The organism is Leclercia adecarboxylata (assembly GCF_006171285.1).
In the GTDB taxonomy this organism is placed as follows: Bacteria; Pseudomonadota; Gammaproteobacteria; order Enterobacterales; family Enterobacteriaceae; genus Enterobacter; species Enterobacter barmai.
The window spans coordinates 4652701-4679696 of sequence record NZ_CP040889.1; the positions used below are offsets into that span (position 1 = coordinate 4652701).

At 56.3% G+C, this 26996-nt stretch carries 25 protein-coding genes; 7 read left to right on the forward strand and 18 right to left on the reverse strand.

Translation table 11 applies throughout. The features are described from left to right. The first annotated feature begins 120 nt into the window (after positions 1-120). Entirely contained in the window at positions 121-2499 is a 2379-nt protein-coding gene (locus FHN83_RS24085) for a glucose/quinate/shikimate family membrane-bound PQQ-dependent dehydrogenase (protein ID WP_139565200.1), read from the forward strand. A 46-nt stretch (positions 2500-2545) separates the two neighbouring features. Here FHN83_RS24085 and FHN83_RS24090 read toward each other — a convergent pair whose 3' ends face one another. From FHN83_RS24090 to FHN83_RS24125, 8 genes are all read right to left on the reverse strand, one after another. After that, the gene (locus FHN83_RS24090; RefSeq protein WP_138369067.1) at positions 2546-2998 is read right to left on the reverse strand and encodes an energy transducer TonB; all 453 of its coding nucleotides are present in this window, start codon (positions 2996-2998) and stop codon (positions 2546-2548) included. Between the two features lie 175 nt (positions 2999-3173). Further along, on the reverse strand, positions 3174-4865 hold the full coding sequence (locus FHN83_RS24095; protein WP_139565201.1) for a methyl-accepting chemotaxis protein: 1692 nt from the start codon (positions 4863-4865) through the stop codon (positions 3174-3176). 171 nt (positions 4866-5036) lie between these two features. Beyond that, complete coding sequence (locus FHN83_RS24100; RefSeq protein ID WP_103179746.1) at positions 5037-6155, reverse strand: S-(hydroxymethyl)glutathione dehydrogenase/class III alcohol dehydrogenase; 1119 nt, start codon at positions 6153-6155, stop codon at positions 5037-5039. A gap of 29 nt (positions 6156-6184) precedes the next feature. Further along, positions 6185-6460, reverse strand: a complete 276-nt coding sequence (locus tag FHN83_RS24105) for a metal/formaldehyde-sensitive transcriptional repressor (protein WP_039028624.1) — start codon at positions 6458-6460, stop codon at positions 6185-6187. 228 nt (positions 6461-6688) lie between these two features. Next, complete coding sequence (locus FHN83_RS24110; protein WP_039028620.1) at positions 6689-6967, reverse strand: biofilm development regulator YmgB/AriR family protein; 279 nt, start codon at positions 6965-6967, stop codon at positions 6689-6691. Between the two features lie 16 nt (positions 6968-6983). Next, positions 6984-7283 (reverse strand): hypothetical protein, encoded by a 300-nt coding sequence (locus FHN83_RS24115; protein ID WP_052246150.1) that lies wholly within the window; start codon positions 7281-7283, stop codon positions 6984-6986. A gap of 47 nt (positions 7284-7330) precedes the next feature. Then, positions 7331-7570 (reverse strand): regulatory protein YcgZ, encoded by a 240-nt coding sequence (gene ycgZ, locus FHN83_RS24120; protein ID WP_039028619.1) that lies wholly within the window; start codon positions 7568-7570, stop codon positions 7331-7333. Positions 7571-8001: 431 nt separating this feature from the next. Continuing rightward, entirely contained in the window at positions 8002-9387 is a 1386-nt protein-coding gene (locus FHN83_RS24125; RefSeq protein WP_138369069.1) for an FAD-binding oxidoreductase, read from the reverse strand. Between the two features lie 173 nt (positions 9388-9560). Here FHN83_RS24125 and FHN83_RS24130 point away from each other — a divergent pair, with 173 nt between their 5' ends. The 4 genes from FHN83_RS24130 to FHN83_RS24145 all read left to right on the forward strand — a co-directional run bounded on the left by FHN83_RS24130 (position 9561) and on the right by FHN83_RS24145 (position 12736). After that, entirely contained in the window at positions 9561-9758 is a 198-nt protein-coding gene (locus FHN83_RS24130; protein WP_039028617.1) for a hypothetical protein, read from the forward strand. A gap of 1 nt (position 9759) precedes the next feature. Continuing rightward, positions 9760-10530, forward strand: coding sequence for a hypothetical protein (locus FHN83_RS24135; protein WP_039028616.1), 771 nt, complete (start codon positions 9760-9762; stop codon positions 10528-10530). Between the two features lie 163 nt (positions 10531-10693). Continuing rightward, positions 10694-11677: a DUF1852 domain-containing protein gene (locus FHN83_RS24140; RefSeq protein WP_139565202.1), complete on the forward strand. Its 984-nt coding sequence runs from the start codon at positions 10694-10696 to the stop codon at positions 11675-11677. A 27-nt stretch (positions 11678-11704) separates the two neighbouring features. Next, on the forward strand, positions 11705-12736 hold the full coding sequence (locus FHN83_RS24145; protein ID WP_139565203.1) for a methionine synthase: 1032 nt from the start codon (positions 11705-11707) through the stop codon (positions 12734-12736). 36 nt (positions 12737-12772) lie between these two features. On the opposite strand, the gene FHN83_RS24150 is transcribed toward FHN83_RS24145, so the two are convergent. From FHN83_RS24150 to FHN83_RS24165, 4 genes are all read right to left on the reverse strand, one after another. Continuing rightward, on the reverse strand, positions 12773-13666 hold the full coding sequence (locus FHN83_RS24150; RefSeq protein WP_139565204.1) for a siderophore-interacting protein: 894 nt from the start codon (positions 13664-13666) through the stop codon (positions 12773-12775). Between the two features lie 104 nt (positions 13667-13770). After that, positions 13771-14253, reverse strand: a complete 483-nt coding sequence (locus tag FHN83_RS24155; RefSeq protein WP_039028612.1) for a glutathione peroxidase — start codon at positions 14251-14253, stop codon at positions 13771-13773. Between the two features lie 59 nt (positions 14254-14312). Beyond that, the gene (locus FHN83_RS24160; RefSeq protein ID WP_138369247.1) at positions 14313-15776 is read right to left on the reverse strand and encodes a DUF1254 domain-containing protein; all 1464 of its coding nucleotides are present in this window, start codon (positions 15774-15776) and stop codon (positions 14313-14315) included. A 14-nt stretch (positions 15777-15790) separates the two neighbouring features. Next, on the reverse strand, positions 15791-17269 hold the full coding sequence (locus tag FHN83_RS24165; protein WP_139565205.1) for a DUF1254 domain-containing protein: 1479 nt from the start codon (positions 17267-17269) through the stop codon (positions 15791-15793). A gap of 196 nt (positions 17270-17465) precedes the next feature. Between FHN83_RS24165 and FHN83_RS24170 the strand changes: the two genes are divergently transcribed. Further along, entirely contained in the window at positions 17466-18143 is a 678-nt protein-coding gene (locus tag FHN83_RS24170; RefSeq protein WP_139565206.1) for an SOS response-associated peptidase, read from the forward strand. A 432-nt stretch (positions 18144-18575) separates the two neighbouring features. Here FHN83_RS24170 and FHN83_RS24175 read toward each other — a convergent pair whose 3' ends face one another. The 4 genes from FHN83_RS24175 to FHN83_RS24190 form a co-directional block, all read right to left on the reverse strand. Next, entirely contained in the window at positions 18576-19838 is a 1263-nt protein-coding gene (locus FHN83_RS24175) for a Y-family DNA polymerase (protein WP_139565207.1), read from the reverse strand. Between the two features lie 168 nt (positions 19839-20006). Next, on the reverse strand, positions 20007-20762 hold the full coding sequence (dsbG, locus tag FHN83_RS24180; RefSeq protein ID WP_139565208.1) for a thiol:disulfide interchange protein DsbG: 756 nt from the start codon (positions 20760-20762) through the stop codon (positions 20007-20009). Continuing rightward, on the reverse strand, positions 20759-22780 hold the full coding sequence (locus FHN83_RS24185; protein ID WP_139565209.1) for a protein-disulfide reductase DsbD family protein: 2022 nt from the start codon (positions 22778-22780) through the stop codon (positions 20759-20761). The genes dsbG and FHN83_RS24185 overlap by 4 nt, the downstream gene beginning before the upstream one ends. A 46-nt stretch (positions 22781-22826) precedes the next feature. Next, the gene (locus FHN83_RS24190) at positions 22827-23216 is read right to left on the reverse strand and encodes a copper-binding protein (RefSeq protein ID WP_176556527.1); all 390 of its coding nucleotides are present in this window, start codon (positions 23214-23216) and stop codon (positions 22827-22829) included. A gap of 676 nt (positions 23217-23892) precedes the next feature. Here FHN83_RS24190 and FHN83_RS24195 point away from each other — a divergent pair. Beyond that, a complete protein-coding gene (locus tag FHN83_RS24195; RefSeq protein WP_039028604.1) occupies positions 23893-24786 on the forward strand; it encodes a GntR family transcriptional regulator in 894 nt (297 codons plus the stop codon). Between the two features lie 45 nt (positions 24787-24831). Here the strand turns inward: FHN83_RS24195 and FHN83_RS24200 are convergent, their stop codons facing one another. After that, positions 24832-26169 carry a CitMHS family transporter gene (locus FHN83_RS24200; RefSeq protein WP_139565210.1) on the reverse strand — a complete coding sequence of 446 codons (1338 nt, stop codon included), beginning with the start codon at positions 26167-26169 and terminating at the stop codon, positions 24832-24834. A gap of 74 nt (positions 26170-26243) precedes the next feature. Next, positions 26244-26987, reverse strand: a complete 744-nt coding sequence (gene phbB, locus FHN83_RS24205) for an acetoacetyl-CoA reductase (protein WP_039028602.1) — start codon at positions 26985-26987, stop codon at positions 26244-26246. Between the last annotated feature and the right edge of the window lie 9 nt (positions 26988-26996).

Consider the following 26996-nt stretch of genomic DNA (forward strand, 5'->3'; position numbering starts at 1 on the left):
TTGGCGCTACATTGGCGTCATGTTCGACTTTTTCATCAAGGATCTTCTCTTCTGTTACCCATTTGGTTCAGGGTTGAGTCTGCCCTGTCCAGTGAAGACAAGATTATTCAGGAGACAGAAATGGCTATAGGTAATTCGCTACGTGGGTTCCCCCGGATCCTGCAGTGGCTGCTGGTCGGTCTGATGGCGCTCATCGGACTGGCCGTCGGTGGACTGGGCTTTAAGCTCGTCACCGTCGGGGGAAGCTGGTACTTCCTGATCATGGGCGTGGTGATGCTTGTCGCCGCGTTTCTTATTGCGCGCGGTCGCACAAGCGGCATTATTCTGTATGCGGTGGCGTTTATCGCCTCACTGATCTGGGCCGTGAGCGATGCGGGCTGGGATTTCTGGCCGCTCTTCTCGCGCCTGTTCACCTTCGCGGTGCTGGCGTTCCTTTCCGCCCTCGTCTGGCCCTTCCTGCGCGGTGCGGATCGTCCGGTCAACAAAGCCCCGGCATTTGGTATTGCCGCCGTGCTGGCGGTTGCGATGCTGGTGAGCTTCGGCTGGATGTTCAAGCCGCAGACCCTGGTCAGCGCCAGCGAGCCGGTGCCGGTTAAGCCGGTGGCGGAAGGCCAGCAGCAGAAAAACTGGGAGCACTGGGGTAACACCACCCACGGCGACCGCTTTGCGGCGCTGGACCAGATTAACAAGCAGAACGTCAACGATCTGAAGGTGGCCTGGGTTGCCCACACCGGCGACATCCCGCAGAGCAACGGCTCCGGCGCGGAAGATCAGAACACCCCGCTGCAGATTGGCGATACGCTCTTCGTCTGTACCCCATACAGCAAGGTGCTGGCGCTGGACGTCGACTCCGGTAAAGAGAAGTGGCGCTATGATTCCAAAGCCACTGCGCCAAACTGGCAGCGCTGCCGTGGTCTGGGCTATTTTGAAGACACCTCAAGCGTGACAACGTCACCGACAGAGACGCAGCCCGCCGCCTGTGCGCGCCGTCTGTTCCTGCCGACGACCGATGCCCGTCTGATCGCCCTTAACGCCGACAACGGTAAGGTCTGCGAAGACTTTGGCGATCATGGCGTAGTTGATCTTAGCGTCGGCATGGGTGAAGTGAAGCCTGGCTACTATCAGCAAACCTCCACCCCGCTGGTGGCGGGCAACGTGGTGGTTGTGGGCGGACGCGTAGCGGATAACTTCTCTACCGGCGAGCCTCCGGGCGTGGTGCGTGCCTTTGACGTGCATACCGGGAAACTGGCCTGGGCCTGGGATCCGGGCAATCCGAACATCACCGGGCTGCCGCCGGAAGGCCAGACTTACACCCGCGGGACGCCGAACGTCTGGTCAGCCATGTCCTATGACGCGAAGCTGAACCTGATTTACCTCCCGACCGGTAACGCCACCCCGGACTTCTGGGCCGGTGAACGTACTGAACTGGATGATAAATACAGCTCCTCCATTGTGGCGGTGGATGCCACGACCGGACAGGTGCGCTGGCATTTCCAGACCACCCACCACGACCTGTGGGACTTTGACCTGCCGTCGCAGCCGCTGCTGTACGATCTGCCGGACAGTAAAGGCGGCTCCACGCCGGTGCTGGTGCAGACCAGCAAGCAGGGCATGATCTTCATGCTCAACCGCGAAACCGGCCAGCCGGTGGCGAAGGTGGAAGAGCGTCCGGTGCCTGCCGGTAACGTCGAAGGCGAGCGTTATTCCCCTACCCAGCCGTACTCTGTCGGCATGCCGATGATCGGCAACCAGACCCTGACCGAATCCGACATGTGGGGTGCCACCCCGGTTGACCTGCTGCTGTGCCGCATCCAGTTTAAAGAGATGCGTCATCAGGGCGTCTTTACCCCGCCGGGTCTGGATCGCTCCCTGCAGTTCCCGGGCTCGCTTGGCGGGATGAACTGGGGCAGCGTGTCGGTTGACCCGAACAACAGCCTGATGTTTGTGAACGACATGCGTCTGGGGCTGGCGAACTACATGGTGCCGCGCGCGAATGTTGCTAAAAACGCCAGCGGGATTGAGATGGGGATCGTGCCGATGGACGGTACGCCGTTTGGCGCCATGCGCGAACGCTTCCTGTCTCCGCTGGGCATTCCGTGCCAGAAACCGCCGTTCGGTACTATGTCTGCGGTGGATCTGAAGTCCGGCAAGCTGGTGTGGCAGGTGCCGGTGGGTACCGTGGAAGATACCGGCCCGCTGGGGATCCGCATGCATATGCCAATCCCGATTGGCATGCCGACCCTGGGCGCGTCGCTCTCCACCCAGTCCGGCCTGCTGTTCTTCGCCGGGACTCAGGATTTCTACCTGCGCGCGTTTGATACCGCGAACGGGAAAGAGATCTGGAAAGACCGTCTGCCGGTGGGCAGCCAGTCCGGCCCGATGACCTACGTGTCGCCGAAAACCGGCAAGCAGTACATCATCATCAACGCCGGCGGTGCGCGTCAGTCTCCGGATCGCGGGGATTACATCATCGCCTACGCGTTGCCTGATAAGAAGTAAGCGCGTTAGCGTCAAGCCGGCCCTCTTGTGGCCGGCTTTTTTTTGCTTACGGCTTCGCGGTGAGTGAGTTTTCGATCCAGGTCGCCGTTGTGCCGTTCTGATAACTGACCACCAGGTTCTGATGGACCCCGGCTGGCCAGCAGCTGCGCATTACCGCGCGTTTGGTCTCATCGAAGAAAGGTTTATCCCCTGCCGCTTCGTAGTCCGCTGCGCGCCCGTTCAGCTTGACGTTAAAGGATACCGTCACCCGGCCGGAATATTTCTGCGCCGCGGCCTGCTCAGGATAGCGCGGCTGCACCCGGTAGACGTCGCCGTCGCAGTCCACCTGCCCGTTATCCACGGTCGACGAACTGCCGCCCACCGGGAAGGAGAGCCCGACGCCCACCCCGCTGTTGCCCCCGCCGCCGCCAATCCCTATTCCGCCAATGCCCACGCTGCCGCCCGATGCACATCCGGCCAGCAACCATGCGACGCAAATCACCTGCGTAAACTGTTTCATTGCCTTTTCCTCTTCAGCCCTTACAACCAGCATAGCGGGGAATAAAAAAGGGTTCATGTCGAAACATGAACCCTTTTTTTGCCCGGCGGCGCTTCGCTTGCACGGGCCTACATGCTGTGCCGAACCCGCAAGCCCGGTAAGGCGCAGCCGCCACCGGGCAGGATACGCGTGGGGATCAGAACGTCTCCCAATTATCGCCATCGGCGACGGCCGGGCGCAGCGGTGCGGCTGGTGCTGCTGGCGCGGACTGAACGCTGCTGCGGGCCGGGTTCATACCCTGCAGGCGGAAAGTCCCTACCGCTTCGGTCAGACGGGCAGCCTGATCTTCCAGTGAGGCTGCTGCCGCAGAAGCTTCTTCCACCAGCGAGGCGTTCTGCTGGGTCACTTTATCCATCTCCGAGATGGCCTGGCTGACCTGCACAATACCGCGGCTCTGCTCGTCGGAGGCGGCAGCGATCTCCAGCATGATATCGGTGACGCGTTTAACCGCTTCGACGATCTCGTTCATGGTGTTGCCTGCGGCAACCACTTCGCCGGAGCCCTGGTCAATGAGCGAGACCGACTCGCTGATCAGCCCCTCAATCTCTTTCGCGGCGTTGGCGCTGCGGCTGGCCAGAGTGCGGACTTCGCTGGCGACCACGGCAAACCCGCGCCCCTGCTCACCGGCTCGGGCGGCTTCCACCGCGGCGTTGAGCGCCAGGATATTGGTCTGGAAGGCGATACTGTTGATGACCGCGGTGATCTCAGAGATTTTCTTCGAGCTGCTGGAGATATTGCCCATGGTTTTCACCACCCCGGAGACCATCTGGCCGCCGCGGCTGGCTTTGCCGGAGGCATCTTCCGCCAGCTTGCTGGCGTGGTGCGCGTTATCGGCGTTCTGCTTCACGGTGGCGGTCAGCTGTTCCATGCTGGCGGCGGTCTGTTCAATGGCCGCGGCCTGCTGCTCGGTACGTGATGAGAGGTCAGTGTTACCGGCGGAGATTTCGCTGGTGCCGCGATAGATCTCTTCCGCGCCCTGGCGCACGGTGCCCACGGTATTCACCAGCGAACGCTGCATGGTTTGCAGATCGTGGGTCAGACGGCCAATCTCGCTGCGTCCGGTCAGGTCTTCGGCTAGGGTCAGGTCACCTTTTGCGATATGCGCAATACGGTTCGCGGCGCGTTGCAGCGGGTTAATCACCGTGCGACGCAGCACGATAAAGGTGATCACCGTCAGCACCAGCGCCAGACCAAAGGCGCCAACCATAAACATCAGCCCCAGCTGGGTGCGGGTATGTGCCTGCTCGGTGAGCATATTGGCGCGATCGGTACGGATCTTAATCGCCTTCAGCAACACCTCGTTATAGGCATCATCCAGCGGACGCGCCGATTCATTTTCATGGTTGATGATGGCTTCGAACATGCCGTTCTTGGCATATTTCAGCATCGGCTGCATGCCGTCGATATAAGCCTGGTAATTCGTTTTCAGTTCGCCGTCCAGCGCTTCGTCCGCCGGGGTGCGAACGCCACGGTTCATGTAAATGGCGAAGCTGTCCTGAGACTGTTTGATGCGTTGTTCGGCTTCGGCGATGTTCTTTTTCATCGCGTCCATTTCGGCGATACGGCTGGCCGCACCCGCGTGGATCATATTGATACGCGCTGTGCGCAGATGGTTTGAACTGTTTGATAACCCGGTACGCACCTGAATTTCAGACGTCACATCCTGCTGGTCTTTGTCCGCCTGCAGTAAAAAATAGCCTGCCAGCCCGGCGCTCAGGGCAAACAGCACAATAATACCACCCAAAATCGAGGAGATAAGCGGGAGCAGCCTGATGTGGTGCAGGAAGCCCAGCTTATGTTGCGCCCGAACTGTTGTTGTTTTGTCCATAGCCGTTGACTCTCTCATAGGTAAGATGCGTGGAAACACGCCTGTAAAGTAGTCATCGGCACTACAACGATTTTGATTACGGCTAAAATCGCAACACTGGTCACACTTTCGCAATGATTTTTAAAGAGATGTCGTCCCGCTGCCCATCAAGGCCAGCGGGAGAAAAGTTTATCAGTTATCGCCGAAATGGATAACGGTACGGATGGACTTACCTTCATGCATCAGATCGAAGGCTTCGTTGATCTGATCCAGCGGCAGGCGGTGGGTAATGAACGGATCGAGCTGAATTTTGCCCGCCATCGCATCTTCTACCATGCCCGGCAGCTGGGTACGGCCCTTAACGCCACCAAACGCAGAACCACGCCATACGCGGCCGGTAACCAGCTGGAATGGACGGGTTTTGATCTCCTGACCCGCACCGGCCACGCCGATGATGACGCTTTCGCCCCACCCCTTGTGGCAACACTCCAGCGCGGCACGCATCACGTTGACGTTGCCAATGCATTCGAAGCTGAAGTCGACGCCGCCGTCGGTGAGTTCAACAATGACGTCCTGCACCGGCTTGTCGTAGTCGTTCGGGTTGATGAAATCGGTCGCGCCCATTTCGCCAGCCAGCTTGAATTTTTCCGGGTTGGTGTCCACGGCCAGGATGCGTCCGGCTTTCGCCTGCACTGCGCCCTGAATCACGGCCAGGCCGATACCGCCCAGACCGAATACCGCAACGGTATCGCCCTCTTTCACTTTGGCGGTGTTGTGGACGGCACCGATGCCGGTGGTGACGCCGCAGCCCAGCAGACAGACTTTATCCAGCGGTGCCTGCGGGTTTACTTTTGCCAGCGAGATTTCGGCGCAGACGGTGTATTCGCTGAAGGTGCTGGTGCCCATGTAGTGATAGATCGGCTCGCCGTTGTAGGAGAAACGGGTGGTGCCGTCCGGCATCAGGCCTTTACCCTGGGTGGCGCGAACGGCCTGGCAGAGGTTGGTTTTGCCGGATTTACAGAACTTACACTCGCGACACTCTGCGGTGTACAGCGGGATGACGTGGTCGCCCGGCTGCAGGCTGGTGACGCCCTCGCCGACTTCCACCACCACGCCGCCGCCCTCATGGCCGAGCACCGCCGGGAAAACGCCTTCCGGATCGTCACCCGACAAGGTAAACGCATCGGTGTGGCACACGCCGGTATGGGTGATTTTGACCAGCACTTCGCCTTTTTTCGGTGGCGCCACGTCAATTTCAACGATTTTCAACGGCTGGCCAGGGCCAAATGCAACAGCAGCACGTGATTTCATCTTGCTTTCCTTTTAGTGATGTCAGGTTTTTATTTTAGATAAGAGCGCAGCAAATGGCCGACTTCCGCCATTCTGACGGCCCGCTGATCGGCAGTGGTCTCGCCCGCCACCAGCTCATCTTTGAGGTGAATTTCAACCATCTCGCCCATCAGGCCGTTTGCGGCGCCGCGCACTGCGGCGATCTGCTGCAGGATAGAGAGGCAAGGCTCGCCGGATTCAAGCGCCCGCTCCAGGGCATCGACCTGCCCGCGAATGCGGCGCACGCGCGTCAGGACACGTTTTTTGTCTTCAGGTGAATGTGGCATCGGAGGGCTCCTGGATACTATAGGGGGGTATACTATTTTATTTTATACAGACCTGCAAACGGGAATGTCCAAAGATGTTTTGGGGGAACGCGAAAGTCTGGATGGGAAAGGTTTGATGAGAATACAGGAGAAATTGCTGCCCTGGTTAAGGGCAGTCGGCGTAGGCAGTATTATGCGTGATCGCTATTAAGCAACTTATGAATGAAACCCGTCAGGCATAAGTGATGCTTAAATATCATCCCGCGTGAAACCAACAACTATTTCGAGCGTATTGCGGATGACTTCTGCAGCCTCTTGATCGGATGTTTGTTCAAGGGCGTAAATCAACTGCAGAATAATTTGCTTATTGGTAAGGTTATCTCCGCTGAGAATAATACATCTTATCGCTGAACCTAAAACGGCAGCCTCAACGGACAAGGAACTTCCAGCTGAACGGAAGTAAGTTGCCAGCGCCTGATCCTGAAGTGCATTGAAATGCTGTGTATGCAGAGAAGTCGCAGTATTCATATTTTTCACTCTAAGGTTAATGTTTTTTATCGTATTTATGCTGTGCAGTATTCACCATGAGATGGTGCATGCTGTTGATAAGACAATTTTTTCTGGCTTCTGGATGTACGCGGCTACTGGATTTAACCTTTTGCTCAACCTCGACTGCGGCCGCAGACAGCGCGCTTCTTCTTTCAGCGTCACGCTCCATGCTGGCCATAATTTTCAGTTTGACTGCCAGCGTCTTAAAATTTATTGGACCGTTGTCTTTTAAAATTAACAACACAGCTTCGCCAATAAGATCGTCTCTCAGTCTTTCAGATTTCGTTCTGTGCATAACTGTTCTCACGTGCCTGCTTTAAGCCACAGATGTGCTAACATTCTTTATCGTTCAAAAAACAGAGCGATCAGCTGATTGTAATGGGCAATTTCTTCTTCATCTTCCGTCTGTTCTACCCGGCGTAATAACCTGGTACAGATAGCAAGACGGCTTAGATTACGTCCCTCATTCAGGATCTCACCGACAATTAAGCCCAGCGTCTCCTGCTGGCTACGCATACTGGCTTTATTAAAATAGGCGGTGATTGCCTCAGCTGAACTTTGACGCGAACTGTTGCCTCGCATAGGTGCTCCGGATTGACATTTAGGTTAGGGGTTAAACTGATGTTAAAAATATACTAAACCTCAGTAGTTGTACATGGCGATTGTACAAGTTTTTGCGATTTTAATTAGCCAGCTAAGTTAGCTTTACAAATAACAGCGTGTTAACAAGCACTTAAAATTGTCAGGCGTTCAAAAATTTACAAAACTTTCTTGCGTAAGTCTTTCATTAATAAAACTTAAGTATTACCCATCAAGCATCTCTCCCTGCCTGAAATCAGCGCTTTCAGAAGATCGTAAGCCGCTCTGCGGACCGCTCATTTCGACACAAAGGCTGTACAACTTCTTGCATGTTCAGATACGCCCTGGGAAAGGAGAAAATTTTTCAGGGCTGCGCCTGACGTATAGCTACCCCAGTTTTTCACTGCATACGGTCATCAGGCGCAATCCCGGCCTTACACCGGCTTGATATTCTGATTCATCCGGAACAGATTCATCGGGTCGTACTTACTTTTCAGTTCCACCAGCCGATCCCAGGTTGCGCCGTAGGCAAAGGCGATACGGTCGGTCTCCTCCTGGGTGAGGAAGTTGATATAGGCCCCGCTGCTGGCGAAAGGCTGGGTTTTGGCGAAGAACTCCCGGGCCCAGGCGACGCAGCGTTCATCCTCTTCGGCGGTTTCCCAGCGCCCGTGCACGTTCATGACGTAGTTTGCATCCCGGCTTGAGTAGGCCATCGCCTCGGGCGCAACCTGGGTCGTATGGCCGCCAATGGTGCCAATGAAGATCTCGCAATGAGGTGACGGCAGTCTGGCGGCGTAGTCGACGATGGCATCGATGACGCCCTCGCTGATTTGCACGAAGTTGTGCGATTTCCAGTAGTTACGCGCCCCTTTTGCCAGCAGCGGATCGAAGGCCTGCTGCCAGGCGACGTAGGGCATTACGCCGATGTGCTCGCCGATTGCCGTGCCGAACCCGCGCAGCGGCGCAATGAGTTGCTCGCCCATTTCGGGATGGCCCACATAGCACAGAGCGAGCGCCACCATCTCCTTCCCGTGCGCCTCTTCAGGCAGGAAAGGCAGCGGCGGCGCCTTGCGGGTGACCATCCAGACGTTCAGCTCTTCCGGCATCGTCTGGGTGAAGCGGGCAAACTGCGATATCACGGACCTCGCTTGATCAAACGGAAAAACGATCAGCCCGCTCAGCACGTCCGGCCCGACGGGGTGCAGCTGGAATTCGAAGCGCGTTACCACGCCAAAATTGCCCCCGCCGCCCCGTAGTCCCCAGAAGAGATCCGCGTTTTCGGATCCGCTGGCATGCAGCAGACGGCCATCTGCCGTAACAACTTCCGCAGAGAGCAGATTGTCGATGGTCATACCGTACTTGCGGCTCAGCCAGCCAAACCCGCCCCCCAGCGTCAGGCCGGCCACCCCGGTGGTGGAATTAATGCCCAGCGGCGTGGCAAGCCCATGCGCCTGTGCCGCCGCATCAAAATCACCCAGCGTGCAGCCGGGCTCGACGGTGGCCCGACGGGTGTTCAGGTCCACCTCTACCCGCTTCATCAGCGAAAGGTCGATCATCAGACCGTCGTCACAGACGGCATTGCCAGCGATGTTGTGCCCTCCTCCCCGGATTGAGATGAGAAGATGTTGCTCGCGTCCAAACTGGATGGCTTGCACTACGTCCTCGGTGGATGTGCAGCGAACGATGAGCGCGGGCTTGCGGTCGATCATGGCATTCCAGATCTGACGCACCTCGTGGTAATCGTCATCTTCAGGAAAAAGTATCTTCCCCTGAAAATGCGCTCTGAACTCATCGATTTCTGCCTTTGATAACGCCTTCATGATTGTTCCCCCTGCTCTGTTTAACCCTACTAATTATGGTAGGTTTGAGAGCGTCGGGCGTTAAAAATGGGGTAGCAAGCCGGGCCTCCCCCGACGCTTTTCAGCATAACCTTAAGGCAACATCTCTATTTCCCTACCAGACTTAGGCTTTTTACTTTTAAGGAGCCCACGCCATGAGGCGTCTGTTTACGTCGATTTTCTCCAGCCCCGAGTCGCTGCTACAGGTAATGAGCCAACAGGAAATTATTGAAGCCGTGGAGGACGGGGATCGCATTATTATCGATCAGGATGGTAACGCCTCGGTCAACTTCAAAAGCCGGGAGGTGCGGGAGGACTTTCTGCGCCATGTTAACGCGCTGAAGAGGGCCTGAGATGGGAACGGCGATCTTTATGGTGCTGATGGTTTCCGGGTACTGGTACACCAGCCGCGATCTCTCCACCCGCTTTAAAATCAAGCGATCCTTTGGCTGGGACGTCTATTTTCTCGTGGCGCTCTACGGCTGCATCTTCGTATTGCAGGGCGTGCTTGCCACCGGCCTGGTGTGGCTGGTGCTCCTCGCCGCCTCCTGGGCCGCCAATACTTTCCACTTTGCCTCGCAGGACTACGCCAACTGGCAAATGGACTTTATGAACTGGAGCTTTCTGGGGATTCAGGCACCGGTGGTGGTGATGCTGGCCTTCGCCATTCTGTTTTGTCTCTACCGTTCGAACTGGGCGGGCAGCGCCAGGCTGGACGGCGAAGGCCGCAAGCAGCTTTACAAGCGCCTGTCACAGGCCAGCGGTATTGAACAACTGCTCTATCAGTGCATGGAGGAAGGCGAACTGGCGCTGGTGACGCTGAAATCGCGGCGGATCTATATCGGCATGATCCATACCGCGACCCTGGAATATGAAAAAACCGCCAATATCGTGCTGATCCCGATGCTGAGCGGCTATCGCGACGGCAAAACGCTGAGCCTGTGCATTGAGCATAACTACAGCAAATGGTACGCCGACCACGATATTACGCTCGATTCACAGCCCAAAAGCGCGATGGCTTTCCGCAAGGTGATCATGCTGGACCAAATTGAAAGTCTTTCACTTTTCGATCCTGCCAGCGCCAGTTCGCTGGATCTGGAACGGCACGCGGAGAGTGCAGAGTGAATTTTTTTCACGATCATGAAGATGGCTCATGTTGCAGTGAAATTTAGTCGCTTTCACTCCCCTCCTGGCTCTGGCATAACGTTACTCATATTAACGTATGAGCAACATAAAGGGTGATTTCGCAACAGCGTCACGCTTTATGCCAGAGCCAGGAAACGTCACCATGAATAACGATTTCACCTTTACCATTAAGCGCAGCCGTTTCGATGAGAATTACAATCCTTCGGAAAACACGCGCATCACCACCAATTTTGCCAATCTGGCCCGCGGGGATAACCGTCAGCAGAACCTGCGCAACACCCTGGTGATGATGGATAATCGCTTCAACACCCTGGCGCACTGGGACAACCCGAAAGGCGATCGTTATTCCGTCGAACTGGACATTATCTCCGTTGAGATGAATATCGCAGGTGAAGACAATGCCACCACCTTCCCGGCGATTGAAATTTTAAAAACCAATATCATTGATAAAAAAACCAACGAGCGTATCGAAGGGATCGTCGGGAATAACTTCTCGTCCTATGTCCGGGATTATGATTTCAGCGTACTGCTGCCCGATCACAATAAAAACCAGCCTGAATTCAGCATTCCGGATAACTTTGGCGAACTGCACGGCAACATCTTTAAGCACTTCGTTAATTCTGCGGAATATAAAGCTAACTTCAGCAAACCGCCCGTGATCTGCCTGAGCGTCTCCAACAAAAACAGCTACCAGCGTATTGGCAATGTGCATCCGGTTTTAGGCATTGAGTACCAGCAGGAAGGCACCTCACTGACGGAGGCCTATTTCAAAAAGATGGGCCTCCAGGTTCGCTATTTTATGCCGCCAGACAGCGCCGCGCCGCTGGCATTTTTCTTCTCCGGCGATTTGCTGAGCGACTACACCTTCCTGGAACTGATCGGCACTATCAGCACCATGGAGACTTTCCAGAAAATCTATCGTCCTGAGATTTACAACGCCAACTCGGTGGCCGGGCACTATTACCAGCCCAGCCTGACGAACCAGGATCACTCCCTGACCAAGATTGTTTACGATCGCGAAGAGCGTAGCCAGCTGGCGATTGAGCAGGGAAAATTTACCGAGAAACATTTCATCAAGCCGTACAAAAATATTCTTGAGCAATGGTCTGCTCACTGCGCGCTTTGATTAATTAAAACGATAAGGTCACCTGTTATGAAAATATTACTTCCCACCTCCACGGCCGGCAGCCTGCCGAAACCGTCCTGGCTGGCACAACCGGAGACCCTCTGGTCGCCGTGGAAATTGCAGAACGAGGAATTACTCGCCGGGAAACAGGATGCGCTGCGTCTCTCTCTGGACGATCAGCTGCGGGCCGGGATTGATATCGTCAGCGACGGTGAACAGACCCGCCAGCACTTCGTCACCACCTTTATCGAGCACCTCAGCGGCGTCGATTTTGAGAAACGCGAAGTGGTGAAAATCCGTAACCGCTATGATGCGAGCGTGCCGACCGTCGTGGGTGCCGTCTCCCGCCAGAAGCCGGTGTTTGTTGACGATGCGAAGTACTTACGTCAGCTCACCACCCAGCCGATCAAATGGGCGTTGCCGGGCCCGATGACCATGATCGACACCCTTTACGACAACCACTACAAAAGCCGCGAAAAACTGGCCTGGGAGTTCGCAAAAATTCTCAACCAGGAAGCCAGAGAACTGGAAGCGGCCGGGGTCGATATTATTCAGTTCGACGAACCTGCCTTTAACGTCTTCTTTGATGAGGTGAATGACTGGGGGATCGCCGCCCTGGAGCGCGCCATCGAAGGGCTGAAATGCGAAACGGCGGTGCACATCTGCTACGGATACGGCATTAAAGCCAATACCGACTGGAAGAAGACGCTGGGCTCAGAGTGGCGCCAGTACGAAGAGGCGTTCCCAAAACTGCAGACCTCAAATATCGATATTATCTCGCTGGAGTGCCACAACTCCCGCGTGCCGATGGATCTGCTGGAACTTATTCGCGGTAAAAAGGTGATGGTCGGGGCCATCGACGTGGCAACCCATACCGTCGAGACGCCAGAAGAGGTGGCCGCTACGCTGCGCAGGGCGCTGCAGTTCGTCGATGCGGACAAGCTCTACCCTTCCACCAACTGTGGGATGGCGCCGTTATCCCGTGAGGTGGCGAACGGTAAGCTCAACGCATTAAGCGCCGGAGCGGAGATAATCCGCAGGGAACTGGCGGGGAAATAAGCGTTCAGGCCGGGCACGCGAGGCGCGCCCGGCTGATTACAAACGGCGGCCGCGAGCCCAGTAGGCCATAAAGCTGATTGTCTCCTTCGACAGGTTTCGTTCCCCGCTCAGATAACGTCGCAGATGCTTCACCGCGCTGGATTCCGCCGCCACCCAGCCGTGGAACCGATTATCGCTTTGCGCGCGATCCCACAGCAGTTCTCCTTCGGCCTCTTCCCGCACCTCCTGACTCCGGGTCAGGGCATACTCCGGCAGCTTCACGTGCTGTTTGACGGCCTGTAGCAGGGCTTCACCGTGGCAGGCCCCGGTCAACTCGCGCGCCCGCCAGTGCACTTCCGCAAAGTCATAGGCGCTGAGATCGATACAGTCGCCCTGCTTCGGCACTTCGATAAACACCTGTACCTGCGGGGGCGTATCACGCTGAGCAAGTTGCTCCAGGATCCCTTTCACCGCAGGCCAGGCCGTTTCATCCGCAATAATCAGTCCCTGTTCTGCCTGAGGATGGGGATCCCACTCGTAGCCCCCGCTGTCTTCGGGGTAGTCACGGTTGGGCGCGACGATCTGCAGTTCATCGCCCGGTTGTGCCCCTGTTGCCCAGGCAGACGCCGGACCTTCGGTGCCGTGCATGACAAACTCCACCTCCATCTCGCAGGCCTCGATGTTCACCCGACGCAGCGTGTAGGTGCGCAGGATCGGCCGTATCGCTTCCGGCAGAGACTTGATTTGCTCCCACCAGGATCCTTCTGGGGTCAACGCCAATGGCGTGCCGTTCAGCGACGGGAAAAGCAGTTTAATGCGCTGATCCGGTGCGTCTGATTTCATATGGCGCACGTCGTCGCCCCGGAACACGCAGCGCAGCATAGAGGGAGAAAGCACCTCTTTTCGCGCCAGTTTTACGTTGAATAAGCGATAACTCTGCACAGCCGACATACCTTCACCTTAACGCGCGTCGTGAATTTGTGATGTGCCGATGGTAACAAACGAAAATGATAATGAGAACGCTTATTAAGTGCGGAGTGCTGCGATTCAAAACCTTACTTTTCAAGGGCAGCCACGATAGCGGCTTCCATCTTCTCCGGGGTGGTTATCGGCGCAAAACGCTTGATCGGTTTGCCGTCGCGCCCGATCAGGAATTTCGTGAAGTTCCACTTGATCCGCCCGCCCAGCACGCCGGGCAATGCGTCCTTCAGGTAACGAAACACCGGGTGCGCAGCCGCGCCGTTAACCTCGACTTTCTCGAACATCGGGAAGCTCACGCCGTAGTTGATGTGGCAGGTCCGGGCGATGTCATCAGCCCCGCCGGGCTCCTGCTTGCCGAACTGGTTGCAGGGAAAACCCAGCACCACCAGCCCCTGAGCGGCGTACTTTTTATAGAGCGTTTCAAGACCTGCGTATTGGGGGGTGAAGCCGCACTGGCTGGCCGTGTTGACCACCAGAACGACTTTACCCGCATAGCCGGCCATGGAGATGGGCTCGCCACTCAGGCGGGTGGCAGAAAGTTGATGAAAATTCGTCATCCAAAAAACCTCAAAATCATGATGGCACCCTGCCACCGGCAAGGTGCCCACAGAAAAACTTACTTCACCGTTTCAATTTTAGGCGGCTGCCAGGTGCCATCCAGAATCGGCTGTTCACCCCAGTACGCGCGAATGTAGAGGGACAAATTGCCGTCAGGCGCCGGAAGCCAGTTATTAACTTTATCATCTGATGGGCGGGTTTTGCTGACATACAGCGTCAGGGAGCCGTCATCGTTGTACTTCAGGTTTTTGTTTTTGGTCCCCAGCGAGAAGCGGTTCAGCTCGTTAGGGCTGAACAGATGCTTACTGTTATAGAGCGTTAATGACCAGAACCCTTTCACCGGCGGCAGTTCGCCTTTCGCGAAGGTCACCGTGTAGTCATGGTCACCGGATAGCTGGGTGCCCGCAGCATCGTTATCGGTGTAGAAATACTGGGTTTCGTTCGGTTTGTTATCGAACATGTTCGATTTTGAGGTGCCGGTACGGTTGTAGTAGTCCACCCCAAACTCGGCGTTGTTTTTTGAACGGTTCCAGCCGTTGCCCGCCGGTACGCCGTTGTTCTTCCACTTAAAGAAATCAGCAATGACGGTTTTATCCGTCTCTACGGCGGCAGCATCCATCCATTTGCGGATTTCCGGGTTTTTCTTGCCGGCCTCGACAAGGTGACGGTACTGGGCGTACATGGCCTCTTCGCCAGGCAGCGGCGGCACTTTTTCCAGCACATTGGCGAACTGGTCGAAGAATTTCTCCGGAATAACCCAACGCGTCTCGCCTGCGCTGGCATCCGGTTTATCGCCGATGGCCGGGATTTTCGAGTATTCGAAGGATTTCATTTTGCCGTCAAACTGACTCAGCGGGTAGGTCATAATCTCTTTGATCGGGGCCTGGATCGCCGCCCGGTCTTCCGGGGTGTCATCCATCTGGACGCGAGGAATAACGTTGGCCATTTCGGTGGAGGACTGAATCACACCGTTAATGCCCTGCGGGGTTTCCCCTTTCCAGTTGGGCCCGACAAGCAGATAAAAACCGGGTTTGGTGGCGTAAGGTTTACCGACGTTACCAATCTGATTGGTGCGGGCATCGTAAATGGCGTACACCCAGAAGCGTTCGCCGAAATCGGGAACCTGGATCACAATCGGCTCTTTATCCAGTTCGAAGAAGCCCAGCCCGTAGGCCACGTCCTGGTTTGGACAGGTAACGAAGGTCTCCTCCGGCTTGATGTAGTCCGTCAGCATGCTGAGCTGGCCCATCGGCGCTACCGGCACCATGCCGCCGTTCAGCGCCGGGTAAGGCGCTTTGGTGATGGTTTCCCGACGGTTAAACTGATTCACCATCGGCCAGCCCCAGATATAGGCCTGCTGCGCGATGGCTTTGACATAGCTCTCCGGCATGGTGACATCCGCCGACGGCTGCGTGAGCTGATCGAACTGGGTGGCATGAGGAATGGTGAGCGGTTCGGTCTGGGCGAACGCGCCCGCGCTAAGCGCCAGAGTTGTAAACAGTGCGAGATACTTTATTTTCATCACGTCATTCACCTTTATTGGTTTATCTGGACCAGGTCATCCGGGATCCATGTTTGATCGTAGAATCCGTCTTCGGTGCCATACAGACGCAGCGCCACGAGGAAATTACGGTCAGGAACGGTTTTGATAAAGGCGCTGTCTTCCACACCGTCCGGTTTATTCGGGCCGAACCAGAGGTCGATAGAGCCATCGTTGTTTTTCGGGATGTTGTAATAGCCGTTGGTGGACGGTAACAGCTGATCGGTTTCCGGCATGGTGCCGTCGGTAATGTTGTAGGCAGTCACGGCCCAGAACAGCGCCGCAGGTGGGTTTGGCGGCAGGTGCAACTTATAGGTATTGCTGCCGTTCAGGAACTTGCCGGATCCGTCTTTGGTGGCAAACGGATATTTGGACCCCGCGCCGGTGGTATGCATCACCATTGCCGCCGCGCTGGAGTACGCAATCTGGAAGAAGGCCGCGCGCTGGTTGGCATCAAGGGTGCCGTACTGCATCCACTCTGCGGTAGCACCCGCCCAGGAGGTCTCCCACTGACGGTCTTTGTAATAGAGCTGACGCTGGTCATCACGCCCCACCTGACGACGCGCGAGGATCATGCGCGGCGCGGTTTCCACGGCTTTGTTCAGTAACTCCTGCTGTTTGGCCGTCGGGGTGAACGGCTTGCCCTTCACAATGCCGATGCTGAGCAGCGCGCTGCGGGTGGCATCCGGGATCGCGGTCAGCGGTTCATAATCCACAAAGGTTTTCAGCTTTTGCCAGTAGCTGGCGTCGGTGGGATAAACCATGTTCACCCGCTTCCCGCTGGCATCCGGGAACTGCATCGGCTTCACGTCCTTTTCCACATCCCAGAGGGGATAGACGCGGGTGGTTTCGGCATTTTTCACCGCCGGGACCGGATCGGGTTTGCCTTCACCTTTACCCATGATGGTTCTGAAGAAGAGGAAGACGTTATAGGTCGAGGATTTAAAGGCGTAATACCCCTGCGGCACAGGACCGTCGTAATCCGGCGGCAGAAGTAAATAGAGGCCACCCCGGGCACGGTCTGGCCCGATGGCACCCACGTCGGTAATGGTTTTCTGGAAGAAGTCGGTAAACATCCCGATGACGTTCGGTGGCGCTTTGATCACCAGCGGCCCCGTCTCCTTCAGATCCAGATAACTCATGGAATAGATCACATCCCCGTTAGGCGTAGGCACCACCGCCCGGCTGTCCATCCGCTCTTTCCAGATCGGCAGGACGTTATAGCCTTTACCAAACGCAGCTTCAGAGCCATCGCGCAGGCCAATGGTATTCAGCAGCGGCAGGGTCTGGATGTAGGCCTGAATCGCATCCTGATAATAGAGTTCGTCGCTTAAGGACTGCGCTTCCTGCTCCGGTAACCAGTTACCGTTATTCAGTTGCTTCATCAGGGGGGAAAGCGGCGCGTCGGCGGCCATTGCGGGTTGGGCTAAAGCGAGTGACAGCAAAACGGCAGAAGTGACTATTCGGCGTTTCATAGGTGTATCCCGATATAAGAGTAGTAAAAACGAAATGAACGACTTACATACGATCGGTGATGACTTTTGGCATAAAACAAACGAGACAGAATGTTCTTAGAAAGGATAGTTGGTTTTGCAAAATGAATAGTGTTTTGAGCTATTTAAAATCCGGGAAATACACAACCTATACTTAAGAAAACCCTCGGAGGTAATTATGTGCGGACGTTTCGCCCAGGCGCAGACCCGGGAAGAGTATCTTGCCTTTCTTGCAGATGAAGCGGAGTGCGACATCCCCTACGACCCGGAACCCATCGGGCGCTATAACGTTGCGCCAGGCACTAAAGTGTTGTTGGTCAGCGAGCGCGACGATGTGTTGCATCTCGACCCGGTGTTCTGGGGCTACGCCCCTGGCTGGTGGGATATGCCGCCGCTGATCAACGCCCGTCTGGAAACTGCCGCCAGCAGCCGGATGTTTAAGCCGCTGTGGAACCACGGTCGGGCGATTGTCTTTGCCGACGGCTGGTTCGAGTGGAAAAAAGAGGGAGACAAAAAGCAGCCTTACTTTATCGCGCGCGCCGACGGACAGCCCATTTTTATGGCGGCGATCGGCAGCACCCCGTTTGAGCGCGGGGATACCGCGGAAGGGTTCCTGATCGTGACCGCCGCGGCAGATAAAGGGCTGGTGGATATCCACGACCGGCGACCGCTGGTACTGACGCCGAAGTCAGCGCGCGAATGGTTGCGCGAAACGGTGAGCGGCAAAGAGGCTGAAGAGATTGCCCGGACGGGCGCGGTACCCGCAGATGAATTCCACTGGCATGCCGTCACGCGGGCGGTGGGGAATGTAAAAAATCAGGGGCCAGAATTGATCAATAAAATAAGTGAGCCGTAAAATAAAACCCGATTTTATTAATAATGATTATTTGCAGAAATAACGAAGCGCCAGCAAATATACATTCATCACCAGCGTAGCGGTAAAATAATAATTCAGGAGGGCCAGAATTAACCCTCCCCTTTAACACCTAAACCACCTGTTTTGGCCAGCGTCTCCTTTTGGGAAGCGGCACGCATGAGTGTGCGGTGAGTCGGGTTCCGCAGACGGAACAAACAGCACCATGAGGTTGGGTTTGCGTGGGGCAAAAAGAGGTAAAACGAAACCTCTTGCTTGTGCAAACCGGGCACTCAAATTTTATGTTGGGAATAGCCCCTCCGGGCAGGTGAATAGAGTCACCACTATAGCGCAATTCTTAATCGCCCAGGGATATATCTTCCTTATCTGACAAATAATTACTTTTATCCTTTGCACTATTTTAGTGAAAGAGATTTATCTGACCCGAAGAAAGTCAGAAAAACGCGTGGTATATCGCGGGGATAACATTTCCCTTTTCATTTGCCATTTCTGCTCTATTCCCTGCCCGGCAAACCAGATGGTTCCGCGCCCTTGTTCATTAAGTTTATCGATAAGCGCCATTAACTCTGCGCTGTTGCGCCGGGGCGGATTTTCATCAAACAGATTCAGCTGCGCGACGCCAGAACTGAAAAAATCCCCCAGCATGACGCCGGCTTTCTGATAGCGCAGCCCTTCTCTCCAGATAATATCCAGACAGTGTGTCGCCGCTTCAATAATATCCCGGCTGTCTTCCGTTGGCGTCAGCAGTTTGGTTGAGGCGCTATTACCGTAATAAGGCTCGTTCAGCGCAAACGGCGACGTCTTCACGAAGGCTGAAATAAACCGGCAGTACTGGTGTTCAGCCCGCAGTTTCTCGGCGGCGCGGGCGGCATAGCTGCAGATGGCCTGGCGCATTGCCTCGTAATCCGTCACTTTTTCGCCGAACGAGCGGGAGCAGATAATCTCCTGCTTGTGCGGGACATACTCTTCAAACCCCAGACAGGATTCGCCGCGCAGCTCGCGTACGGTACGCTCCAGCACCACGCTGAAATGTTTGCGGATCAGGGCCGTGGGGGTGTCCGCCAGTGCCAGTACGGTATTAATGCCCATGGCCTCCAGCTTTTTGCTCATCCGCCGCCCGATACCCCACACCTCGCCGACGGGCAGCGCCGCCATCAGCTTGCGCTGACGCTCAACGCGGGATAAATCCACCACGCCGCCGGTCTGCCGCTGCCATTTTTTTGCCGCAAAGTTGGCCAGCTTGGCGAGGGTTTTGGTGGGCGCAATGCCCACCCCGACGGTCAGGTGCGTATGTTGTAGCACCGTCTGGCGAATTTCGCGGCCAAAGGCCTCCAGATTGCAACAGTTGCTGACCCCGGTGAGATCGCAAAAAGCCTCATCAATCGAGTAGATCTCAACCCGCGGAGCCATCTCCTCCAGGGTGGTCATCACCCGATTGCTCATATCGGCGTACAGCTCGTAATTACTGCTGAAGGCGACAATGCCGTGGCGGCGGAAAATCTCTTTCTGTTTAAAATACGGCGCCCCCATCGTCACCAGCCCTTTCGCTTCGGCGCTGCGGGCAATCACGCAGCCATCGTTATTCGACAGCACCACCACCGGTCGTCCCTTCAGGTCCGGGCGAAACACCGTCTCGCACGAGGCATAAAAGCTGTTCACGTCGACAAGCGCAAACATGGTTATTTGCGCCCTTTTACGGGCGCGGTAACGCGTGGGTAGATGAATGGCATAGTCTCAAGTCCGTTTAACTGTATATATATACAGTATCAATGATTTTGCGAACAAATCAAGGTGCTTACCGGCACAACGGCTGAGACTATGGTTCAGGTTAATAACCGCAGACGTTTATTTGCAGGCCACCAGATCGGCCATCTGCTTAGCGTCAGGCAAACCGACGATCTGCTGCAGGGCGCGATCTTTATTCAGGTAATAAATGGCAGGCGTACCGCTGGCTCCGAGTTGTTCCATCAATTGCTGGTTCTGCTGGATCTGCTTAAACACCGCTGGCGGCGTATTACCTTTCAGCGCCGGTTTCGTTTTCCCGTCGCTGCTTTCAAGGTCATGCCACACTTTAGCCGGATCGCTGGCGGAGAGGATCGCCGCCGCGTACTGGGCACTGTCCGGGCGGATCACGCCCACCAGCAGGGTTTTGGTGCTGATGCTTTTATCCTTGAGATAAGGCTGGGCCTGATGCCAGAACTTGTTGCAGTACGGGCAGAAGGGATCGGAGAAGACCACCACCTGACACTTCGCGTCCGCGCTACCTTCTGCGATCCCCGGCGCGGCGGTGAGCTGTTTCCACATTTCGCGCCCGGCAGGAATATAGATCTCATCGTTGATGACCTTCTCGCTCAGGTTATTGCCCTCGGCATCGTACATATAGCCTGAAATCACGTGCTTTTTATCCGGGGTGAGATAGAGCGTGACGCCCATATCCTGATATTTCCCCAGCCACCCTTCTACCCCGCCGGGGGCGCTGAACGGTTTAATAATTACAATGCCCTGTTTCTGGACGTGTTTAATGGGTTCGGGTAAATCAGCGGTCTGCGCCAGGGCGCTGAAGCTTAAGGTCAACATCAACAGGGACAGGATCTTGTTCATTTTTTTTCCTCAGTAAAATCAGATGGCGCGGCCGTGTCGGCCTTTGCCAGGGCGGTCAGCAAGGCGTCTTTGCTCAGCAGGGAGGGCAATACATGCCCCTGCGGAAGTGAAGGGCCAAAAATGGCGTTAAACGGAATGCCGCTGGCGCCGTAGCGCCTCAGGAACTGCTCGATTTCAGCGGAAGGCTGGCTCCAGTTGCCCTGCAACAGTACCACGTCGTCGCGGTTTAACGCGGCGATCACCTCAGGCCGGTGAAGCACCAGGACTTCATTCACCCGGCAGTTCAGGCACCAGTCGGCGGTGATATCCACCAGCACGCGTTTTCTGGCGTTCAGCGCGTCACTGAGCGCGGCCTCACTCAGCGGCTGCCAGTTCAGGGGTGAACCGGCCTTGCCCTGAGGTTGTGGAGCCAGAAAAGCATACAGCCCGGCACCAAACAGCACGCCAAAGGCCAGGCTGCGCAGATTTTCCCGGTGGTTCGACATGGCCTTCGCGCAGCGGTAAAGGAAAAACGCCACCATCAGGCCGCCGCCGATCAGCACATAGCGTGCGCCCCACTCCTTCATCAGTAGGGACATTAGCCAGATGCAAGAGCCGAGCATCAGGATCACCAGCACCAGACGCAGCTTCCCCATCCAGGGGCCAGGCTTCGGCAGCCAGCGCGCCACGCCCGGCACCATGCTGATGGCCAGCCAGGGCAGACTCATCCCGATACCCAGAACAAAAAAGATGAGCCATAGCTGATGGACGGGAGCCGCCAGGGCGAAGGTCACGGCCGTACCGAGGAAGGGTGCCGTACAGGGCGTGGCAAGCAGGGTCGCAAACGCGCCTTCGAGAAAACTCCCACCGGTACCGTTGCCGCCCGCGGTCGCCAGCCGGGTGGTAAACGAGGAAGGCAGACGGATCTCCATCAGGCCCGCCAGGCTGAAACAGAAAATCCACGTCACCAGCACCATCGCGCCGATGAACCAGGGATTCTGGAACTGAAAGCCCCAGCCAATCCAGGCCCCGGACAGCCGCAGCCCGGTCACGACCGCCGCCAGCACCAGAAACGAGAACAGGATCCCGGACGCGGTTGCCAGAAAACGCAGCCGCGTCTGACGGCGGGTGCTCTCTGCCAGGGTCATCAGCGACGCGAGCTTGATGCCCAGAACGGGCAGCACGCAGGGCATCAGGTTGAGGATTAGGCCACCCACCAGCGCCACAGCCAGAATCTGCCAGAGCGAGGTAGAAGCATTGATATCAACGCTGAGCTGCTGACTCCGGTTGCCGTCGCTGACCAGCAGCGCGATCTGCTGTAGATGAGAGGCCTCCAGCGGTTGGCCCTGCTCATCGCTGACCCTAAACCGTGCCGTCAGGATGTCGCCGTCGATCGTCGTCTGCGGCGGGGAAAGAGTCGCCCCCGGCGGGTTATCCGTGAACAGTTCAGGCCGGGACCAGCCTTCCGGTGAGGTCAGTTTCACCGTCAGCTGATCTGCGTCAGTGGCGACAGAGTTCACCGCCATCGCCCCGCTGGTTGCAGGAACCGCGCGCATCGCGTTATCCCACGCGCTGGCAAAGCCCGTCGACGGACCGGATGCCAGGTTGAGATCCAGCGGGAAGGTTTTGACCACACAGAGGTTGCTGCACAGGGAAAGCGTCAGCTTCCCACGCAGTCGCTGCACCTCATCGGTGGTGATTTCCAGTGGAAACACCACCCGGCTCTCGTAGCCCACCGAGCTGAATCCGGCAGACGTAAAGCGCACGGGCCGCGGCCAGTGCCACTGCGTACTGGCCTGCGGCGTCCAGTCGTTCACCGGCCGAAAGCCGCCGTCACCGGGGCTTCGCCAGTAGGTTTTCCACCCGTCATCGGGGGTGACATCCAGCAGCAGGCGCACTTTCCCGTTCGCGGGCGCATCGTGTAAGACATGCACCTGAGCATGGGAATTATCAGGCTGCATCGGCCAGCCCGGGACCGCCGCATAAGCGGTGGACAGGCTGAATAACAGGAACCACAGGCTCCTGAAAAGCGTATTCATACATTTTCTCCGTGAAAAATTAACTAAACAGGGACAGCCCGTTCAGTCATTCACGGAAAACGCAGTTCTTGAGATGTATTCGGAGGAGCGGAGGACGAAACAGGATGACCGGCCTCGGCAGGACGCTGATTTTGCTCAGCACCGCTAAAACGAGAACCAGCAGTGTGGGTAACAGCAGAAGGTTATCAAAATGAAGAGGTTGGGCGGCCAGCAGGGAGTGGGCGCTGAGCTCACAGGGCGACAACCCTGGCGACGTCAGCTCCTGCGGGCTGTTTTCAGCGGTCAACGAGAGCGTGGCGGCTTTGACCTGCATGTGGTGCAGGATGCTGGCCCGCTGGGTCAGACAGATCAGCATGACAATACAGGCAACGAAAAGAAGCGCGACGGCTCTTAGTTGCCTGTTTTTATGTTGAGTCGGACCCGTCAGGATATTCATGGGCAATGAGAATAGTGAGCGACGCGTCTTCGGGCAAGGGGCAATTTGTAAAGTAATGACAAGGTGCGGGGAACTCAGCTTACCGCGCAATCAGCCACAGGAAAGCATAATGCCGCTTAATCAACCGACGTCTCAATGCGCGTGCCTAATTTAAGGGCTAAGCGCAGCACCCGGTAATTTTCGTATGCTTTCCGCGATAAAATAATTTCAGGAGAGTAAACGACATACAGCGACTCCCTCCTCCGGCTGAAAATCGACGAAGCGTTGACCGCAGGCCGGGGCGAGGCGCACGGATGCGCCGAGAGGGGGCGACCTACATGGATGTAGGATCGCCCCCGACCCTAAGCCTGCGGGAATAAGCTGAGTGCACCGCGAAGCGGCGATTTTCCTGGCCGGGAGCCGGGATTGCTAAGGGGGCGGCGGCGAGCCCACTTAGCACGTTCACGGGTGACGGGGCTTACAGAGAAGCACAAAACATACAGTGAACGGAACCACCACCACAGCCGCATGCTCCCCCTCACCCCAGCCCTCTCCCTGAATGGATAGGGGGCAGGCCGTGCCAATATTTATTGTGGTGCTCCCTCAACCTGGTGCAGCGGACATTGCTTTTAAAGAAAAATAAATGCAATAATATTTTATAAATTTGCATTTTCCTCTCCTGAATCAGGGCGCCTGCATGAAAATTAGTGCACTCACTGAACGTATCTCACAGAAATTACTGGGTTTAATCGACAGCGGCGATATTGCTCCGGGATCGCATCTCAGCGTGCCTAAGCTGGCGGAAACCTTTGATGTTTCGCGCTCCCCCGTTCGTGAAGCGCTGGTGTATCTGGAACAGAAAGGGGTGCTGCTGCAAAAGCAAAACCGCGGCTTTTTTGTTAAAGAGGACTACGCCCCGCAGGCGGATACCCAACCGGCCCCTTCTGAAGAGCTGGATCTGCCGGAGTATTATCAGCTCGCCGAAGACTGGCTGCGGGACGAGATCGAGTCGGAAGTCACCGAGCTGTTCCTGATGAAGCGCTATAACCTCACTAAAAGCCAGCTGTCGACGGTGCTGGCCCGGGGCATCAGCGAGGGATGGGTTGAGCGCAAGCAGGGCTACGGCTGGCGTTTTTTACCGGTCGCCAAAACCAAGACCGCGCTGGAGCAGATTTTCAGTTTCCGTATGGTCATTGAACCGATGGCTATCCTGGAGCCTACGTTCAACGCACCGCAGGAGAAGATTAACGAGATCCGCCGCGAGCTGGAAATGCTGCTGGAGAGCGGCATTGAGCGCCTCTCCCCTACTCAGCTGCAACTGGCGGGCTACCGTTTTCACGAAACGATCATCAGTTTTTCCAACAATCCCTTCTTTGAAATCTCTCTACGTAACGTCAACCGCATGCGTCGGCTGATGGACTATCGCATCATGGATGACCGCAACCGCTACTACGCGGAAGTGAAAGATCATATGCGCATCCTCGCCCTCATTGAATCCGGACAGCGGATTGAGGCGTCGTACACTATGAAGCAGCACCTCTCCGTCGCCCTCGATAATAAAAAAATGCGCCGGATCAGCGCGGAAAATTAACCCTTGTCCCCAAAAAAACGGCTCACAGTGTGAGCCGTTTTGCTGTCAGCTGGCGACCGAATAGACCGGATAAAGCCCCAGTAAGAGCCCCGACCCGAGGAAGATCATGCACAGCAGGAACGCCCACTTGAAGGTGTATTTCTGATGGTCGCTGAATTCCACCCCCGCAAGCCCCACCAGCAGATAGGTTGAGGCGACCAGCGGGCTTAACAGGTGCACCGGCTGGCCCACCAGCGACGCGCGGCCAATCTCCACCGGATCGATACCGTAGGCTTTGGCCGCCTCGGCCAGGACCGGCAGCACGCCATAATAGAAGGCGTCGTTGGACATAAAGAACGTGCCCGGCAGGCTGATAAGGGCGGTGATCGGCGCCAGATACGGCCCCCAGGACTGGGGCAGCACGTCTAACAGCGTGTTGGACATGGCGGTCACCATCCCGGTGCCGGAGAGAATACCGGCGAAGATCCCCGCCGCCAGGAAGATAGAGGTCTGGTTCAGCGCGGCAGGCGCATGGGCCGCGATACGCTGGCGCTGGGCATCCAGATGCGGATAGTTAATCAGCAGCGCAATCGCAAAGGCCACCATAAACAGCACCGACAGCGGGAGCAGTTCCATCACCAGCGAGGCCATCAGCGCCAGCGTCAGGGCGGCATTGAGCCAGAACATTTTTGGCCGACGCAGCTCGTCATTCACCTCATTGATGGCAGGCAGATAGCTCTCGGCATCCTCTTCCGTAACCGCGCCGTTGCCGTTGGTCTGAATGCTCAGCTTGCCAAGGCGGCGGCGTTCACGGATGCCGATATACCAGGAGAGCACCAGCACCCCCACCAGGCCGCAGATCATCGAGGGGATCAGCGGGATAAACAGCTCGCTCGACTCTACCTTTAACGACGCCGACACGCGCGCCAGCGGCCCGCCCCACGGCAGCAGATTGGTGACGCTCCCGGAGAGAAACACCACGCAGGTCAGGGCCAGCGGGTCGAGACGAATACGCTTAAACAGCGGCAGCATCGCCGTCACGCAGATCATGTAGGTGGTTGATCCGTCACCGTCCAGGGAGACCATCGCCGCCAGCAGCGCCGTACACATCACCGCTTTAACCGGGTCGCCGTTAATAATGCGCAGGAAGAAGCGGATTATCGGATCGAATAATCCGGTATCGAACATGGTACAAAAATAAAGAATGGCAAAAATCACCATAATCGCGGTAGGCGCGACCTTCTTTAACCCCTCAATCATCATATCGCCCATCTCACCGCCAAAACCGGCAATAAGCGCAAACAGAATGGGAATAATAGTCAGGGCCGTCAGCGCGGATAATTTTTTGGTCATGATAAGGATCATAAAGACCACAATCATGCCGTAACCCAGGAACGAGAGCATAAGAGTCTCCGACGCAGATATTGCTAAATGCGTAATGAAGTTATGTACGTAATTTAATTGTTGTGGAAAAGCGATTAACTCATGTGCATACCGCCGTTGACGGAGAAGTTCGCCCCGGTGGCGTATCCGGCTTCATCGGAGGCAAGCCAGGCGCAAATAGAGGCAATTTCTTTTGGCGATCCCAGCCGCCTGACCGGTATTTCCTGCACAATCTTGTCGATAACCTGAACGGGAGTGACCGTCTTCAGTTTGCTGGTGGCAAGGTAGCCAGGGGAGACGGTATTCACCGTGACGCCGCGCGCCGACACCTCGCGCGCCAGGGCGCGGGTAAAGCCCCGGACGGCATATTTTGCGGTGGAGTAGTTCACCTGGCCGACGGTGCCAATCTGCGCGTTTAACGAGGAGATATTAATAATGCGCCCCCAACCGCGCGCCATCATGCTGTCCACCACCTGACGCGTGACGTTAAATAAGGAGTTCATATTGGTATCAATAACCGCCTGCCACTCCTGGGGCTGCATATCGCGAAATAATACGTTGCGCGCCGTGCCGGAATTATTAATCAGCACGTCGACCTCGCCCACTTCCGCGCGGATCTTTTCAAAGGCTTTTACCGTGGAATTCCAGTCTGCAACGTTTCCCTCAGAGGCAATAAAATCAAAACCTAATTTCCTGTTATCCTCCAGCCAGGCGTCTTTTCTTTTGGAATTCGGCCCGCAACCCGCGATGACAATAAATCCGTCCTGCGCCAGCCGACGACAAATAGCCGTGCCGAGACTCCCCATTCCCGATGTTACATACGCGATACGTTGGGTCATACCCCTCTC